General features: G+C 72.8%; 14 protein-coding genes. 7 read left to right on the top strand and 7 right to left on the bottom strand.

Going from position 1 to position 13,541, the window contains the following annotated elements:
- Positions 1-197: 197 nt before the first annotated feature.
- The 5 genes from ACIQF6_RS24235 to ACIQF6_RS24215 all read right to left on the bottom strand — a co-directional run bounded on the left by ACIQF6_RS24235 (position 198) and on the right by ACIQF6_RS24215 (position 4,118).
- Complete coding sequence (locus tag ACIQF6_RS24235) at positions 198-1,184, bottom strand: TIGR03571 family LLM class oxidoreductase (RefSeq protein WP_400898340.1); 987 nt, start codon at positions 1,182-1,184, stop codon at positions 198-200.
- A gap of 93 nt (positions 1,185-1,277) precedes the next feature.
- The gene (locus ACIQF6_RS24230) at positions 1,278-2,105 is read right to left on the bottom strand and encodes an aldo/keto reductase (RefSeq protein ID WP_400898338.1); all 828 of its coding nucleotides are present in this window, start codon (positions 2,103-2,105) and stop codon (positions 1,278-1,280) included.
- A 5-nt stretch (positions 2,106-2,110) separates the two neighbouring features.
- The gene (locus ACIQF6_RS24225) at positions 2,111-2,470 is read right to left on the bottom strand and encodes a nuclear transport factor 2 family protein (RefSeq protein ID WP_400898336.1); all 360 of its coding nucleotides are present in this window, start codon (positions 2,468-2,470) and stop codon (positions 2,111-2,113) included.
- Entirely contained in the window at positions 2,467-2,886 is a 420-nt protein-coding gene (locus tag ACIQF6_RS24220) for a heme-binding protein (protein WP_400898334.1), read from the bottom strand. The genes ACIQF6_RS24225 and ACIQF6_RS24220 overlap by 4 nt, the downstream gene beginning before the upstream one ends.
- A gap of 38 nt (positions 2,887-2,924) precedes the next feature.
- Positions 2,925-4,118, bottom strand: a complete 1,194-nt coding sequence (locus tag ACIQF6_RS24215; protein WP_400898332.1) for an MFS transporter — start codon at positions 4,116-4,118, stop codon at positions 2,925-2,927.
- A gap of 255 nt (positions 4,119-4,373) precedes the next feature.
- Between ACIQF6_RS24215 and ACIQF6_RS24210 the strand changes: the two genes are divergently transcribed.
- Positions 4,374-4,859, top strand: a complete 486-nt coding sequence (locus ACIQF6_RS24210; RefSeq protein WP_400898330.1) for a MarR family winged helix-turn-helix transcriptional regulator — start codon at positions 4,374-4,376, stop codon at positions 4,857-4,859.
- An 84-nt stretch (positions 4,860-4,943) separates the two neighbouring features.
- Here the strand turns inward: ACIQF6_RS24210 and ACIQF6_RS24205 are convergent, their stop codons facing one another.
- Positions 4,944-5,192, bottom strand: a complete 249-nt coding sequence (locus ACIQF6_RS24205; protein WP_400898328.1) for a hypothetical protein — start codon at positions 5,190-5,192, stop codon at positions 4,944-4,946.
- A gap of 974 nt (positions 5,193-6,166) precedes the next feature.
- Between ACIQF6_RS24205 and ACIQF6_RS24200 the strand changes: the two genes are divergently transcribed.
- The gene (locus ACIQF6_RS24200; protein WP_400898326.1) at positions 6,167-6,745 is read left to right on the top strand and encodes a TetR/AcrR family transcriptional regulator; all 579 of its coding nucleotides are present in this window, start codon (positions 6,167-6,169) and stop codon (positions 6,743-6,745) included.
- A 213-nt stretch (positions 6,746-6,958) separates the two neighbouring features.
- On the opposite strand, the gene ACIQF6_RS24195 is transcribed toward ACIQF6_RS24200, so the two are convergent.
- Positions 6,959-7,546, bottom strand: a complete 588-nt coding sequence (locus tag ACIQF6_RS24195) for a TetR/AcrR family transcriptional regulator (protein ID WP_400898324.1) — start codon at positions 7,544-7,546, stop codon at positions 6,959-6,961.
- 194 nt (positions 7,547-7,740) lie between these two features.
- Here ACIQF6_RS24195 and ACIQF6_RS24190 point away from each other — a divergent pair, with 194 nt between their 5' ends.
- Genes ACIQF6_RS24190 through ACIQF6_RS24170 form a run of 5 tightly spaced genes read left to right on the top strand, consistent with a single transcriptional unit; the run spans position 7,741 to position 13,386 of the window.
- A complete protein-coding gene (locus ACIQF6_RS24190; protein ID WP_400898322.1) occupies positions 7,741-8,793 on the top strand; it encodes an agmatine/peptidylarginine deiminase in 1,053 nt (350 codons plus the stop codon).
- A 39-nt stretch (positions 8,794-8,832) separates the two neighbouring features.
- A complete protein-coding gene (locus tag ACIQF6_RS24185; protein ID WP_400898320.1) occupies positions 8,833-10,548 on the top strand; it encodes an ABC transporter substrate-binding protein in 1,716 nt (571 codons plus the stop codon).
- A 50-nt stretch (positions 10,549-10,598) separates the two neighbouring features.
- Entirely contained in the window at positions 10,599-11,558 is a 960-nt protein-coding gene (locus tag ACIQF6_RS24180; RefSeq protein WP_400898366.1) for an ABC transporter permease, read from the top strand.
- On the top strand, positions 11,555-12,409 hold the full coding sequence (locus tag ACIQF6_RS24175) for an ABC transporter permease (protein WP_400898318.1): 855 nt from the start codon (positions 11,555-11,557) through the stop codon (positions 12,407-12,409). The genes ACIQF6_RS24180 and ACIQF6_RS24175 overlap by 4 nt, the downstream gene beginning before the upstream one ends.
- Positions 12,406-13,386 carry an ABC transporter ATP-binding protein gene (locus ACIQF6_RS24170; RefSeq protein WP_400898316.1) on the top strand — a complete coding sequence of 327 codons (981 nt, stop codon included), beginning with the start codon at positions 12,406-12,408 and terminating at the stop codon, positions 13,384-13,386. The genes ACIQF6_RS24175 and ACIQF6_RS24170 overlap by 4 nt, the downstream gene beginning before the upstream one ends.
- Positions 13,387-13,541: the final 155 nt, after the last annotated feature.

The raw sequence follows: 13,541 nt of genomic DNA, 5'->3' as shown, positions 1-13,541 counted from the left end.
CGCACGGAACATGTTGCCGAGCGGGGCGGTGCCGAAGCCGAGCTTGCCGGGGAGAAGGTTCTTGAGGGTCATGGTGGTGCCTTTTCGAACGGAGGGTGTGGGGGTGCAAGTACCACTCAATAGATGCGAGCGCGTCTTGCATGCCTTAACAATAATTGCACGCGCGGGTTAATGCAAGGGCGTGCTGCGGCGGATCCCTACCCGGCGGGCGTGTGGAAGCGCGGCAGGACGTACTCCGCCAGCTCCTGAAGCAGCTCCCCCACCGGCCGGTCGTTGGGGCGCAGGTTGAAGGAGACGTGCGAGACCCCGAGCAGCGCCATGGTCTCCAGGTGCTCGATCAGGGCGTTGCGGCCGGTACTGAGGCCGAGCCGGATCGGACGGGCCGGGGCGTGCGGGTCCTCCTGGAGGGTGAGCACCATCGGCGTCAGGTACGGCTTCTCCCCGGCGAGTTCGCGCCACTGCCGGGTCCGCAGGCGCAGCGCGCCCAGGTCGCGGGGGTAGTTGAGCGAGGCGTCGGCGTGCTCGGCGATCCACTCGGGCGCCTGCTGGGCACCGCCGGCGACGGCGATCGGGACGCCCGCCGCCTGGGCCGGCTTCGGCAGTACCTCCAGCTGGAAGTCCGGGCCGAGCCCGGCCTCGGGCAGTTCCAGCGGGCCCGGGCGCCAGGCGGCGCGCAGGGTGTGCACTCCCTCGCGGAAGGCGGCGCCGCGGGCCTCGAAGTCCCGTCCGAAGAGCGGGTACTCGACGGGACGGTCGCCGCTGGCGAGGCCGAGCAGCATCCGGCCGCCGGAGAGCGCGTCGACGGTGGCGGCGGCCTTGGCGACCAGCAGCGGTTCGCGCAGCGGCAGGACGACGGCCGCAGTGCCGAGGACAGCGTGCTCGGTGACGGCGGCGAGGTGGCCGAGGTGGGTGAAGGTCTCGAAGACCGTTCCGGCGTCTCCGAAGCGGACGGGGTCGAAGAGCGGGACGTCGCGCACCCAGAGGCCGGCGAAGCCGAGCCGGTCGGCGAGCCGGGCGAGGCGCGCGTGGTCGGCGAGGTCCGGGACGCCGTGGGGGCGGCCGGCCGTGCGGTCGGCGGTCTGCCGGGAGGGGCCCCAGTCGTTGTCGAGGGGGAGTTCCAGGCCGAGGGTGAGCCGGCCTTCGCCGGGGGCGAGGCGGGCGAGGGCGGGGTGACGGGGTGTCATGGGTGGGTCGGTCCTCAGTGCGGGGAATGGGCGAAGCCCGCTGCGGGGCGGCCGGGACGGGGCCGGCCCGCAGCGGGCTTCCGGAGGGGCGGGTCAGGCGGCGTTGAACTCGTCCGGGTTCGGGCCGGTGCGCAGGCCGCGGTCGGTGGCGGCGATGGCCTTCATCTCGGCGTCGGTGAGGGTGAAGTCGAAGACGTCGAGGTTCTGGCGGATCCGGGCCGGGGTGACGGACTTGGGGATGACCAGGTTGCCGAGCTGGAGGTGCCAGCGCAGCACCACCTGGGCGGGCGACTTGCCGGTGCGCTCGGCGATCGCGGTGATCGCCGGGTCGTTCAGGACGGCGCCCTGGGCGAGCGGGCTCCAGGCCTCGGTGGCGATGCCGTGCTTGGCGTGGAAGGCCCGCAGCTCGGACTGCTGGAGGCCGGGGTGCAGCTCGACCTGGTTGACGGCGGGCACCAGGCCGCCGGTCTCGATCAGCCGGGCCAGGTGCGCGGGCTGGAAGTTGGAGACGCCCGCGGCGCGGATCCGGCCGTCGGCGGCGAGGCGCTCGATCGCCCGCCAGGAGTCCAGGTACAGGTCGCGGGCCGGGGTGGGCCAGTGGATCAGGTACAGGTCGACGGTCTCCAGGCCGAGCTTGTCGAGGCTGGCGTCGAAGGCCCGCAGCGTCGCGTCGTAGCCCTGGTCGGCGTTCCACAGCTTGGTGGTGACGAACAGTTCCTCGCGCGGCAGCCCGGACGCGGCCAGCGCCTTGCCGACGCCGCGCTCGTTGCCGTAGATCGCGGCGGTGTCGATGCTGCGGTAGCCGGACTCCAGGGCGGTGGCGACCGCGGCGGTGGTCTCCTCGTCCGGGACCTGGAAGACGCCGAAGCCGAGCTGCGGCATCTCGACGCCGTTGTTGAGGGTGACGGTGGGGACGGACATGGGAATCAGGCCTTTCGGGTGGTGCGGTCGGTGAGGGTGTAGCGGACGGTCTGGGCGCTGATGAGTCCGTCGCGGAAGACGAAGGTGTCAGTGCCGTCGGTGACCTGGTGGGTGGAGGTGGCGGCGGCCCACTGGAGGAACAGCACCCCGCCCGCGAACTGCGGGGTGAGCTGCCAGTCGGCGTCCGCGAGATCGGCCAGCAGCCGGCCGATGACCCGCCGGACTCCGTCGTGGCCGCGGAACGTGCCGTCGGGGGTGATGAGGACGGTGTCCTCGGTGTAGTTCCCGGCGATGTGGTCGAGGTCCCCGGTGCCCAGGCGCTGCCCGTGGTCGGCGAAGACCTCCTGCGGGGTGCGGGTGGTCATCGTGCGAGTTCCGTCAGGGCGGCGGTGGCGAAGGAGTGGTCCTGCTCGGGGGCGCCGCCGCCGACGCCGATGGCGCCGACGAGCTTGCCGTCGCGGTGTATCGGGAGGCCGCCGGCGATGAACAGCAGCGGCCGGTCGAGCGCGGTGGCCAGGGTGTGGAACGGGCCGTCCGGCTTGACCAGGTCGACCAGGTCCGCGGTGGGGGCGTTCAGCTGGAGCGCGGTGTACGCCTTGCGGGTGCTGGTCTCGCCGGAGATCAGCACGGCGCTGTCGTCGCGGAGGAAGGCCAGCAGGTGGCCGCCCGCGTCCAGGACGGTGACGCTGACCGCGACCCCGGCCGCGTGGGCGGCGCGGCGGGCGGCGGCGACGAGGGTCTCGGCGTCGGCGGTGGTCAGCGGGGTGAGGGTGGTGCTCATGGTGGTGCTTCTCCTGGAAGGAACGGGGAGCGGGACGGTCAGTGGACGGGGACGGGAGCGGCGGTGACGGCGGCGTCCTCCCGTACGGGGGCGCGGCGCTCCAGCACGGCGGACCAGACGGCCAGCAGGAGGGCGGCCGCGGCGAGCAGCGCGCCGACCCAGTTCGGGGCGGTGTAGCCGAGGCCGGCCGCGATGACCTGGCCGCCGAGCCACGCGGCGAGCGCGTTGCCCAGGTTGAATGCTCCGATGTTGACGGCGGAGGCCAGCGTCGGCGCGCCGTGCGCCTGGTCGAGGACCCGCTTCTGGAGCGGCGGGACGGTGGCGAAGCCGAGCGCCCCGACGAGCAGGATGGAGACCGCGGCGAGGATCTTGTTGTGCGCGGTGAGGGTGAACAGGGCCAGGACGACGGCGAGTCCGCCGAGGGAGGTGTAGAGCATCGGCATCAGCCTGCGGTCGGCGAACTTGCCGCCGAGCAGGTTGCCGAGGAACATCCCGACGCCGAACAGGACCAGCAGCCAGGTGACGGCGCCGTCGGAGTATCCGGCGACGTTCGTCATCATCGGCGCGATGTAGGTGATCGCGGCGAACACGCCGCCGAAGCCGAGGACGGTCATCGCCATGGCGAGCAGGACCTGGGGGTTGCGGAACGCCCTGAGCTCGCGGCGCAGGTGGGCGCCCTCGGGCCGGGGCAGGGCGGGGACGAGCTTGGCGATGCCGAGCAGTCCGACCACGCCGAGGGCGGCGACGACGGCGAAGGTGACCCGCCAGCCGGCGGCCTGGCCGATGAAGGTGCCCAGCGGAACGCCGACGATGTTGGCGATGGTGAGGCCGGTGAACATCGTGGCGATGGCGCCGGCCTTCTTGTCGGGTGCGACGAGTTCGGCGGCGACCACCGAGCCGATGCCGAAGAACGCGCCGTGGGCGAGGGAGGCCACGATGCGGCCGACGAGCATCACGCCCATGGTGGGCGCCACGGCGGAGAGCAGGTTCCCCACCACGAACAGGCCCATGAGGATCATGAGCATCGTCTTGCGGCTGATCCGGGTGCCGAGCACCGTCATCAGCGGGGCGCCGATGACGACGCCGATCGCGTAACCGGTGACCAGGAGCCCGGCGGAGGGGATGGACACCCCGTAGTCGCCGGCGATCTCGGGCAGCAGGCCCATGACCACGAACTCGGTCGTACCGATCCCGAAGGCCCCGATGGCCAGGGCTAGGAGCGCGAGAGGCATGGTGTGCTGCCCTCCATACGATTGTTGGTGCGCCTTACGAGCACCGACAATAGTTGCAAGCGCGGGCTAAGTGCAAATGCGGGCATTCGCCCATCGCGGATGGTGGGCGATGGCGGCAGATCTGCGAATGCGAATCGGCCCGGGCCGCCACACTCGGACACTCCCAATGCTTGCATGAGCGGGATACGCGCGTTGGCCGATATTGTGTGCCGGGGCTTATCCTGGGAGTACGCACCCGGAAGGAGAGCCACGCCCATGACCGCCACGGACCCCGCGTTGACCGCCCTCGCCAACGGCTGGGCAGCCCTCTACCTGCTCGCCGGCCGGATCGAGGCGCACATCGAGCGCACCCTCCAGACCGAGCACGACCTGAGCGTGCGCGAGTACTCGCTGCTCGACGTGCTCAGCCGCCAGCACGACGGCGAGGGCGGGCACCTGCAGATGAAGCAGGTCGCCGACGCGGTGGTGCTCAGCCAGAGCGCCACCACCCGCCTCGTCACCCGGCTGGAGGACCGCGGCCTGCTCTCGCGCTACCTCTGCGCGACCGACCGCCGCGGCATCTACACCGACGTGACCGGCCCCGGCCTGGAACTCCTGGAAGCGGCCAGGCCGACCAACGAGGCCGCCCTCCGGGAGGCGCTGGACGAGGCCGCCAAGAACCCCGAGCTGGCCCCGCTGGTCGCCACCGTCGAGGAGATGAACCTGTCGCGTCGGCTCCCGGAGCTCACTGCCACGCGCTGAGCACGACGACAGGCCCCGGGACTCCGCCGAGACGGTCCCGGGGCCTGGCTTTTGACCCCGCCGGTGAAGGCGCGCGACCGATGGTCAGTCCGCCGGGGTCACGGGCAGACAGACGGCGTAGACCTCGTAGGAGCCCGTGGTGCCGGCCGAGTTGTTGAACGACAGGGTCCAGGTGTCCCCGGCGGACGGGTAGGACTCGTACGGCTGGACCGTCAGGTTGTTGCCGCCGAGCGGCGTCTTCATTCCGCCGCCCGTGATGACGGTTCCCGGCGGGCAGGTCGCGGTTCCCGTGTTGAGGCCGGGCAGCAGTGGATAGGTCTGCTGGACGATCACGGTCGGCAGGGTCGGTCCGGGAGGCCCGGCGGGCCCAGCAGGTCCGGGAGGCCCCGGAGGGCCGGGCTCTCCGTGCAGGCAGGCGTTCCGGCAGTTGCCGTCCCCGCCATGGCCGCCCCCGCCGCCGGCCGCGGCCTGCGTCGACATCGCCCCCAGCAGCAGCCCGCCGACCATCACGGGCAGGGCCGCGCTCCGCAGCAGGGCTGTACGTCTCCGTCTCAATCCATGCTCCCTGGGTTGGTTCGGCTTCCGGTCTCGCCCCGCACGTCGGGCAGCAGCAGGACGCGGGCGCGATGCCCGCCGAGAAGCCTTGGATGTGGAGATCTGAACACGGCCGACCAACCTCCGCCAGCGACGAGATGCGTCCGAAGGCTCTGCCCCGAACGGGGAACGTCGGCGCGATCCCGGGTCGGGATCCACCGGACTCCCGGCAACGCCGGCATCGAGGCAGTCGAGCGGACCTCGGTCGCCTACGAGAGCCGCACGGAGCGGACCACGGCCTCGACGATCGCGGCATTCCCGTCCGAGGTCACCTTCCGCGGCTTCCGCAACTACCGGCCCGGGGAAGGTCACGGTCGACGACGGGGGACGCGCAGCCCTCAAGTGGGGCGGCCCGGACGCCGTGTACACCAGGTTCCGGGAGCGCGACAGCAGGAACGCGAGCAGCGTCCGCCCCCGAACCCCTGGTCGCGTCCGCGGGCTTCGCGCTCCAGCCCGAGGCCGCCGGCGGCGGGCCGGAACTGAACGGCGCCGCCTCGGTGTTCGGGGGCGGACGCTGCGGCGGGCTTCGCGCTCCAGCCCGAGGCCGCCAGCGGCGGGCCGGAACTGAACGGCGCCGCCTCGGTGTTCGGCCACCGCATGCGTCAGCCGGTCGACGCGTCCGAGACCGGGCGGGCGGTGGGCGGGAGCGCTGATGTTCCGGTCAGTCCAGGTGGTGGCCGTGGGCTGTCGGGGCGGCAGTAGGGTGGTGGGTCGTGGCCAGTCGTAAAACGTCAATTCTGGAGGCATCCGCGCGGGTGATCGCCCGGCGCGGGGTGCGTGGGCTGCGGGTCGAGGAGCTTGCGGCCGAGGCCGGGGTGTCCACCGCGCTGATCTACTACCACTTCAAGGACCGTACCGGGATTCTTCGGCAGACCCTGGAGTTCATCAGCGATCGCGCCGGACGGTACACGGCCGCGCGCGAGGCGGGGGCGCCGCCGCCGGGGCCGCGCGAGGAACTGGAGCAGGCGCTGCTGCTGGAGCTCCAGGACGTGGACGAGGTGCGGGAGAACAGCACCGCCTGGGGCGAGCTGCGGGCGAGTGCGGTGTTCGACGACTCGCTGCGGGAGGACCTGGCCCGGGCGACGCTGGTGTGGGTCCAGGAGATCGCCGAACTGCTGGGCCGGGTACGGCCGATGACTCCGGCCCCGGAGCTGGCCGCAGCCGCGGAACGGCTCACCGCGCTGCTGGAGGGGCTGAGCATGCGGTGGCTGAGCGGAACCCTGCCGCTGGCCCATGCCCGCACGCTGCTCGGCGACGCGATCACCACGGAACTGGAGCGGCTCGGCCGCTGACCCTCCCGCACCCGGGTTCCCCTTTCACGCCGCAGTCCGGGCGGTCGGCTCGTACCGACCCCGCCCGGGCTGCGGCGTCGTGCACTCCAAGATCTCGACTGATTCTTCCGTCGACGGCCGACGTGGGTGGAGAGCGTGATCGGCTCCCCCACCAACCCGACCCTGCCGTTCGGCCGGGACGCGATCGCCGAGCACTACGCGCTGACCGGACAGTCAGCGATCGGCCGGTGCCCCGAGTTCTGTCGCGATCGCGCCCAGCAGCAGTGTGCGGGCGTGGTCGAGCGGCAGGGCGCCGCTGAGCCAGCGCATGCTGAGCCCTTCGAGCAGGGCGGTCAGGCGTTCGGCGGCGGCGGCGTGCGCGGGGGCGGTGCCGGCCGGGTCGGCCCGGGCCAGCAGGTCCGCGATCTCGTGCACCCAGGTGTGGGTGGCCCGGGCGAGGTCGTCCCGGAGGTCCGGTTCGAAGATCGCGCTGGCTCTCAACTCCCCCCAGGCGGTGCTGTTCTCGCGCACCTCGGGCCGGTCCTGGAGTTCGAGCAGCAGGACCTGTTCCAGTTCCCGGCGGGCGTCGTCCGGGCCGCTCCCGCCGTCCCGGCCGCGGTCGGCGGTGTACCGGTCGGCGCGGTCGTTGACGAACTCCAGGGTCCGGCGCAGGATCCCGGCCCGGCCGCCGAAGTGGTAGTAGATCAGCGAGGTGGAGACGCCGGCCTCGGCGGCGAGCTCCTCCACCCGCAGGCCGCGGACGCCCCGGCGGGCGACGACCCGGGTCGCGGCCAGGAGTATCTCTGTTCGACGGTCCGTCATGGCCCCGCACTCTACCTCGAACCGGGCCGCTACTGACTGAATCTTCAGCATGCAGCACGCCCGATCTCCCTCAAGGACCAGGAAACTTCACCCGCATCGAGCCCAGTCGGAGCCCCAACCTCGCTCAATATCTTGACTGAATTTTCAGTTCAGTGCAGGATCTGGGCCCAACCCCTCAAGAACGGATCTGCACCATGACCCACCGCATGCCCGCCGAATGGACCGAGCACCAGGGATGTCTGATGGCCTGGCCCGTCCGCCCCGACCTGTGGGGCCGGGTGCTGGCCGAGGCGAAGCGGGAGTACGCCGACGTGGCCCGGACCATCGCCGGGTTCGAGCCGGTCACGATGGTCGCGCCGCCCGGCCACGGCGAGGAGGCCCGGGAGCTGTGCGGCGACGGTGTGACGGTCGTCGAACTGCCGCTGGACGACTCGTGGTTCCGCGACAGCGCGCCGATCTTCGTCCGGAACGAGGACGGGGACGAGAACGGAGACGGGGACGAGAGCGGCGGCGGGGGCGGGGGCGGCCGACTGGCGGGCGTCGACTTCCGGTTCAACGCCTGGGGCCGCAAGCACAGCCCGTGGGACGCCGACGACCGGGTGTCCGGTCTGCTGCTGGAGCACCTGGGCGTACCGGCGATCCGTTCCTCGATGGTGCTGGAGGGCGGCGCGATCACCGTCGACGGCGAGGGCACGCTGATCACCACCGAGCAGTGCCTGCTGCACCCCAACCGCAACCCGGGGATGAGCCGCGAGGAGATCGAGGCCGAGCTGAAGGACCGGCTCGGCGTCACCAAGGTGATCTGGCTGCCGTACGGCGGGCTGCTGGACACCGAGACGGACGGCCACGTCGACGGGGTGTGCGCGTTCGCCGCGCCCGGCAGGGTCGTGGTCCAGCTGCCCGCCGACCCGGAGCACCCCGACTACGTGCGGATGCGCGCCAACCGGGCGGTGCTGGAGCACAGCACCGACGCGCAGGGGCGTCGCTTCGAGATCGTCGAGGTCGAGCAGGCCGCGTTCGTCGAGGTGGACGGGCGGCCGGTCGAGGTCGGCTACCTCAACTACTACCTGGCGAACGGCGGCGTGGTCGTCCCGATCGCCGACCACCCCGAGGACGCGGGCGCGCTCGCGACGATCGCCGCCGCGCACCCGGACCGCAAGGTCGTCGGAGTGCGGGCCCGGGCCATCGCGTTCGGCGGCGGCGGCATCCACTGCATCACCCAGCAGGTACCCGCCGCCCGCGCCTGACTCCGCGCCTGACCCCGCGTCACCGACCGAGGAGCTCCCGTGCCCCCCACCACCGCCTCATCCGCAAGACGCACCGCCGCCCCGCCCGTCCAGCGCACCACCGCCCCGCCCGCCCGACGCACCGCCGCCTCACCGTCGAGGCGCACCGCCGCCCTGGCCGCCGCCGCGCTGTTGGCCGGCTCGCTGCTGACGGCCTGTTCGGGCCCGCCCGCCTCCGACGGCGCGGGCGGCTCGCGGTTCCGGCTGTCCGCGTCCACGCCGGCCGCCGCGGGCGACCTCGACTCGTTCAGCTGGGCCCTGTACGCCGAACCGCCCACGCTGGACTGGACGATGGCGTTCGACTACCCGCAGAACACCATCCTGTCCAACGTCTGCGAGAGCCTGATGCGCTGGACGCCGCAGCTGACGCTCGCCCCGGGGCTGGCCGAGCAGGCGTCCAACCCGAACCCGACGACGTGGGTGTTCGACCTGCGCGCCGGGGTGCACTTCCACGACGGCTCGGTGCTGACGGCCGACGACGTGGTGTTCAGCCTCGGCCGTCAGATGGATCCGGAGAACGCCGCCGCCTGGCAGCAGGTGTTCCAGAACGTCGACCGCATCGCCGCGACCGGGCCGCTCCAGGTCACCGTCGAACTGAAGCGCCCCGACTCGCAGTTCACCCAGTACCTGGCCACCGCCGCCGGTGCGGTGGCGTCCCGGAAGGGCGTCGAGGCGGCCGGCAAGGACTACGGCACCTCGGGCGATCTGGACTGCACCGGCCCGTACCGGCTGGGCGCGTGGAACAAGGGCCAGTCCGTGGTGCTGGAGCGCTTCGACGGCTACTGGGGCACCCGGGCGAAGTCCGGCAAGGTGGTGTTCAGCTTCCTCACCGACCCGTCGGCGCGCACCAATGCGATGCTCAGCGGGGAGGCCGACGGCGGCTACCTGATCCCGACCGAGAGCTACGACCGGCTGAGCCGCAGCGGCGCCGGCACGCTGTACTTCGGCGAAGGTCTGAGCACCGTCAACGTCAACATCACCAGCATGGCGGGCCCGCTCGGCGACGTCCGGGTGCGGCGGGCGCTCTCCATGGCGCTGGACCGCTCCGGTTTCGTCAAGGCGGGGCTGGGCGGCGCGGGGACGGCCACCGGGGCGCTCACCACCAGGGCGGCCTGGGAGGGCTTCCCGGAGCAGGTGCGCGCCGACGCGTTCGCCGGCCTCGCGCCCGCCGAGCCGGACATCGCCAGGGCGAAGGCGCTGGTCGCGGAGGCGGGCGCCACCGGGAAGACCGTCACCGTCGCCACCAGCAGCATCGGCCTGGACGTGTCGCTGCTGGCCACCGCCGTGCAGGACGCCGGGGCCCGGATCGGGCTGGACGTGCAGCTGAAGACGATCGCGCCGAACGCGTTCACCGCGCTGTTCACCGATCCGGAGGCCCGCAAGGGCATCGACATGTTCCCGGAGACGTACTACGACTCCGTCACCGACCCGCTCGACCTGCTGGCCAACTTCCGCACCGGCGCGTACCAGAACTTCGCCGGCTGGAGCGACGCCGGCTACGACGAGCTGATCGACCGGGCCACCGCGGCGTACGACCCCGCCCAGCGCGGGCCGGTCGAGGTGGAGCTCCAACACCGGGCGGCCGACCAGGTGTTGTGGATCCCGGTGGCCGAGTGGCCGACCGCGGTGTTCCTGAACAAGCGGATCACCGGCGCGCCGACCACCATCTCCTACCTGTACTACCCGTGGGCCGCCGATGTGGGGGCGGCCCGGTGAACTCCCTGGGACCGGTGAACTCCCTGGGACCGGTGAACTCCCTGAGACTGGTGAACTTCCTGCGATTCGCCGTCCGGCGGCTGCTGGAGATGGCCGCCACCCTGTTCGTCGCCTCGTTCGTGGTGTTCGGGGCGATGTACCTGGCACCGGGCAGCCCGGCGGGCTTCCTGCTCTCCGGCCGGTCGGCGTCGCCCGCCGCCCTTCAGGCGATCAACGAGCAGTACCACCTGAACGACCCGTTCCCGGTGCGCTACCTGCGCTGGCTCGGCCAGGTGCTGCACGGGGACTTCGGCCGCTCGCTGACCTACCGCACCGACGTGTCCCGGCTGCTCGCCGACCGACTGCCCGTCACGCTGACGCTGGTGGCGATGGCGCTGCTGATCGTGGTGGTGCTGGGCCTGGCGCTGGGCTGGATCGGCGCGGTCCGCGGCGGCGCGGCCGACTCCGCGGTGCTGGTGTCGACCATGCTCGCCGTCGGGACACCGTCGTTCGTCGCGGCGGTGCTGCTCCAGGGCCTGTTCTCGGTGCGCCTGGGCTGGTTCCCGAGCAGCGGCGCCGGCCAGGGCTTCGCCGACACGGTGTGGCACCTGACGCTGCCCGCCGTCGCGCTGGCGCTGTACCTGGTCGGCCTGCTGGCCCGGGTCACCCGCTCGGCGATGCTGGACGAGCTGGGCAGCGAGCATGTCGCGGTGGCCCGGGCCCGGGGAGTGCCGGAGCGCCGGGTGATCGTCCGGCACGTGTTCCGCAACGCCCTGGGGACGGTGCTGACCACGGGCGGGCTGGTGGTCTCGACGCTGCTGGTGTGCACCGTCCTGGTGGAGTCGGCGTTCAGCGTCGGCGGGCTCGGCCAGCTGCTCGAACTGGCCACCACCACCAAGGACTTCCCGACCGTCCAGGCCGTCGCGCTGATCATCGTCGGGCTGTTCATGGCGGTGAACCTGCTGGTCGACCTGGTCCATCCGCTGGTCGATCCCCGGGTCGTCCTCGGCGCCCGGAGGTCCGCCGCATGAGCGCCGTCCTGACCCGCCGCCCGGGCCTGGGCCGGCTGCGCGCCGGCCGGGCGCCGCTCCAGGTGCTCTGCCTGGCGGTGGTCGTCCTGGTGGTGCTGGCCGCCGTGCTGGCGCCGTGGCTCGCCCCCGCCGACCCGAACGCCGTCGACCTGGGCCACGCGCTGGCCGGACCGGGCGCCGGACACCCGCTGGGCGTGGACGCCGCCGGCCGCGACACCCTCGCCCGCTTGCTGATCGGCGCCCGCACCTCGCTGCTCGGGCCGCTCGGCGTGGTCGTCTTCTCCACCGTCGGCGGGATCGCCGTCGGCGCGGCCGCGGCCTGGCGCGGCGGCTGGCTCGACTCGCTGCTGTCCCGCAGCACCGAACTGGTCTTCGCGTTCCCCGGCCTGCTGCTCGCCGTACTCGTCGTCGCCGTGGCCGGCGAGGGCCTGCTGGCGCCCGTGGTCGCGCTGGCCGTCGCCTACCTGCCGTACGTCAGCCGCCTCACCCGGGCGCTGGTGCTCACCGAGCGCGAACGCCCGTACGTCGCCGCGCACCGGGTGCAGGGCCAGTCCTCGGCACAGATCCTGCTGCGGCACGTGCTGCCGAACATCGCCCCCGTGGTGCTCGCCCAGTCCGCCGTCAACTTCGGCTACGCGCTGATGGACTTGGCCGGCCTGTCCTTCCTCGGGCTCGGCGTGCCGGCGCTCACCCCGGACTGGGGGCGGATGGTGTTCGACGGGCAGAGCGCCGTCCAGCACGGCTACCCGCTGTCGGCGGTGCTGCCGTGCGTCGCCGTCGTGCTGACCGTCGTCGCCTTCAACGTGGTGGGCGAGCGCTGGGCCGACCACGTCTCCGGGAGGAACCGTTGAACGCGCTCGACATCCGGGGGCTGACGCTCCGACTGCCCGCCACCGCCCGCCCGGTGCTCGACGGCGTCGACCTGACCGTCGGCGCGGGCGAGACCGTCGCGCTGGTCGGCGAGTCCGGCTCCGGCAAGACCCTCACCTCGCGCAGCGCCCTCGGCCTGCTGCCGCCCGGCGCCGACGCGGCCGGGAGCATCCGGGTCGCCGGCGCCGAAGTCCTCGGCGCGGGCGCCGCCGCCCTGCGCCGGCTCCGTTCGCGCACCGCCGCGATGATCTACCAGGACCCGCGCGCCGCCACCAACCCGCTGCGCCGGATCGGCGACTTCCTCACCGAGAGCGTGCTGCTCACCGGTGCGCTGGACCGGCCCTCGGCCGACCGCCGGGCCGCCGAACTCCTCGACGCGGTCGGCCTGGACGCGTCCGTCCTCGGCCGCTACCCCGGTCAGGTCTCCGGCGGCATGCTGCAACGTGTGGTGATCGCCGCCGCCCTGATGGGCGACCCGGCGCTGCTGCTCGCCGACGAGCCCACCACTGCCCTGGACGTCACCACCCAGGCCGAAGTGGTCGCCCTGCTCGACGGGTTGCGCCGCCGGTTCGGCACCGGCCTGCTGTTCGTCACCCACGACCTGGGCCTGGCCGCCGCCATCAGCGACCGGGTGTACGTGATGTACGCCGGACGGATCGCCGAGACCGCGCCCGCCGCCACCCTGTTCGACCGGCCCCGGCACCCGTACACGGCCGCGCTGCTGGCAGCCACCCCCGGGATCGACGCACCGGCCGGCCGACTCGCCGCCATCGACGGCCAACCACCGGACCTGCGCGCCGAGTTGGCTGGCTGCCCGTTCGCCGCCCGGTGCCCGCTCGCCGACGACCGCTGCCGCGCCGAGACCCCGCAGGCCCGGACCGCCCCCGGTTCGGCGGCCGACCACCTGACCGCCTGCCACCACGCCGAACGACTCGAAGGGAGCGCCTCGGATGTCTGAATCCCCAATCGGGACAGCCGCGTTGGAGCGCCGCAGCTTCGGTGCCGCCACCGCCGACGACCAGCTCGGCTTCACCCTCCCCGCCATCGAAGGCCAACCACCTTATCTACGCGCCGAGTTGACAGGCCACCTGCGCACCGGGACGCCGCAGCCCC

This window comes from Kitasatospora sp. NPDC092948, assembly GCF_044754805.1.
GTDB lineage: Bacteria > Actinomycetota > Actinomycetes > Streptomycetales > Streptomycetaceae > Kitasatospora.
The sequence above is the reverse complement of the archived record's forward strand: the minus strand, read 5'-3'. Positions and strand labels throughout refer to the sequence as shown.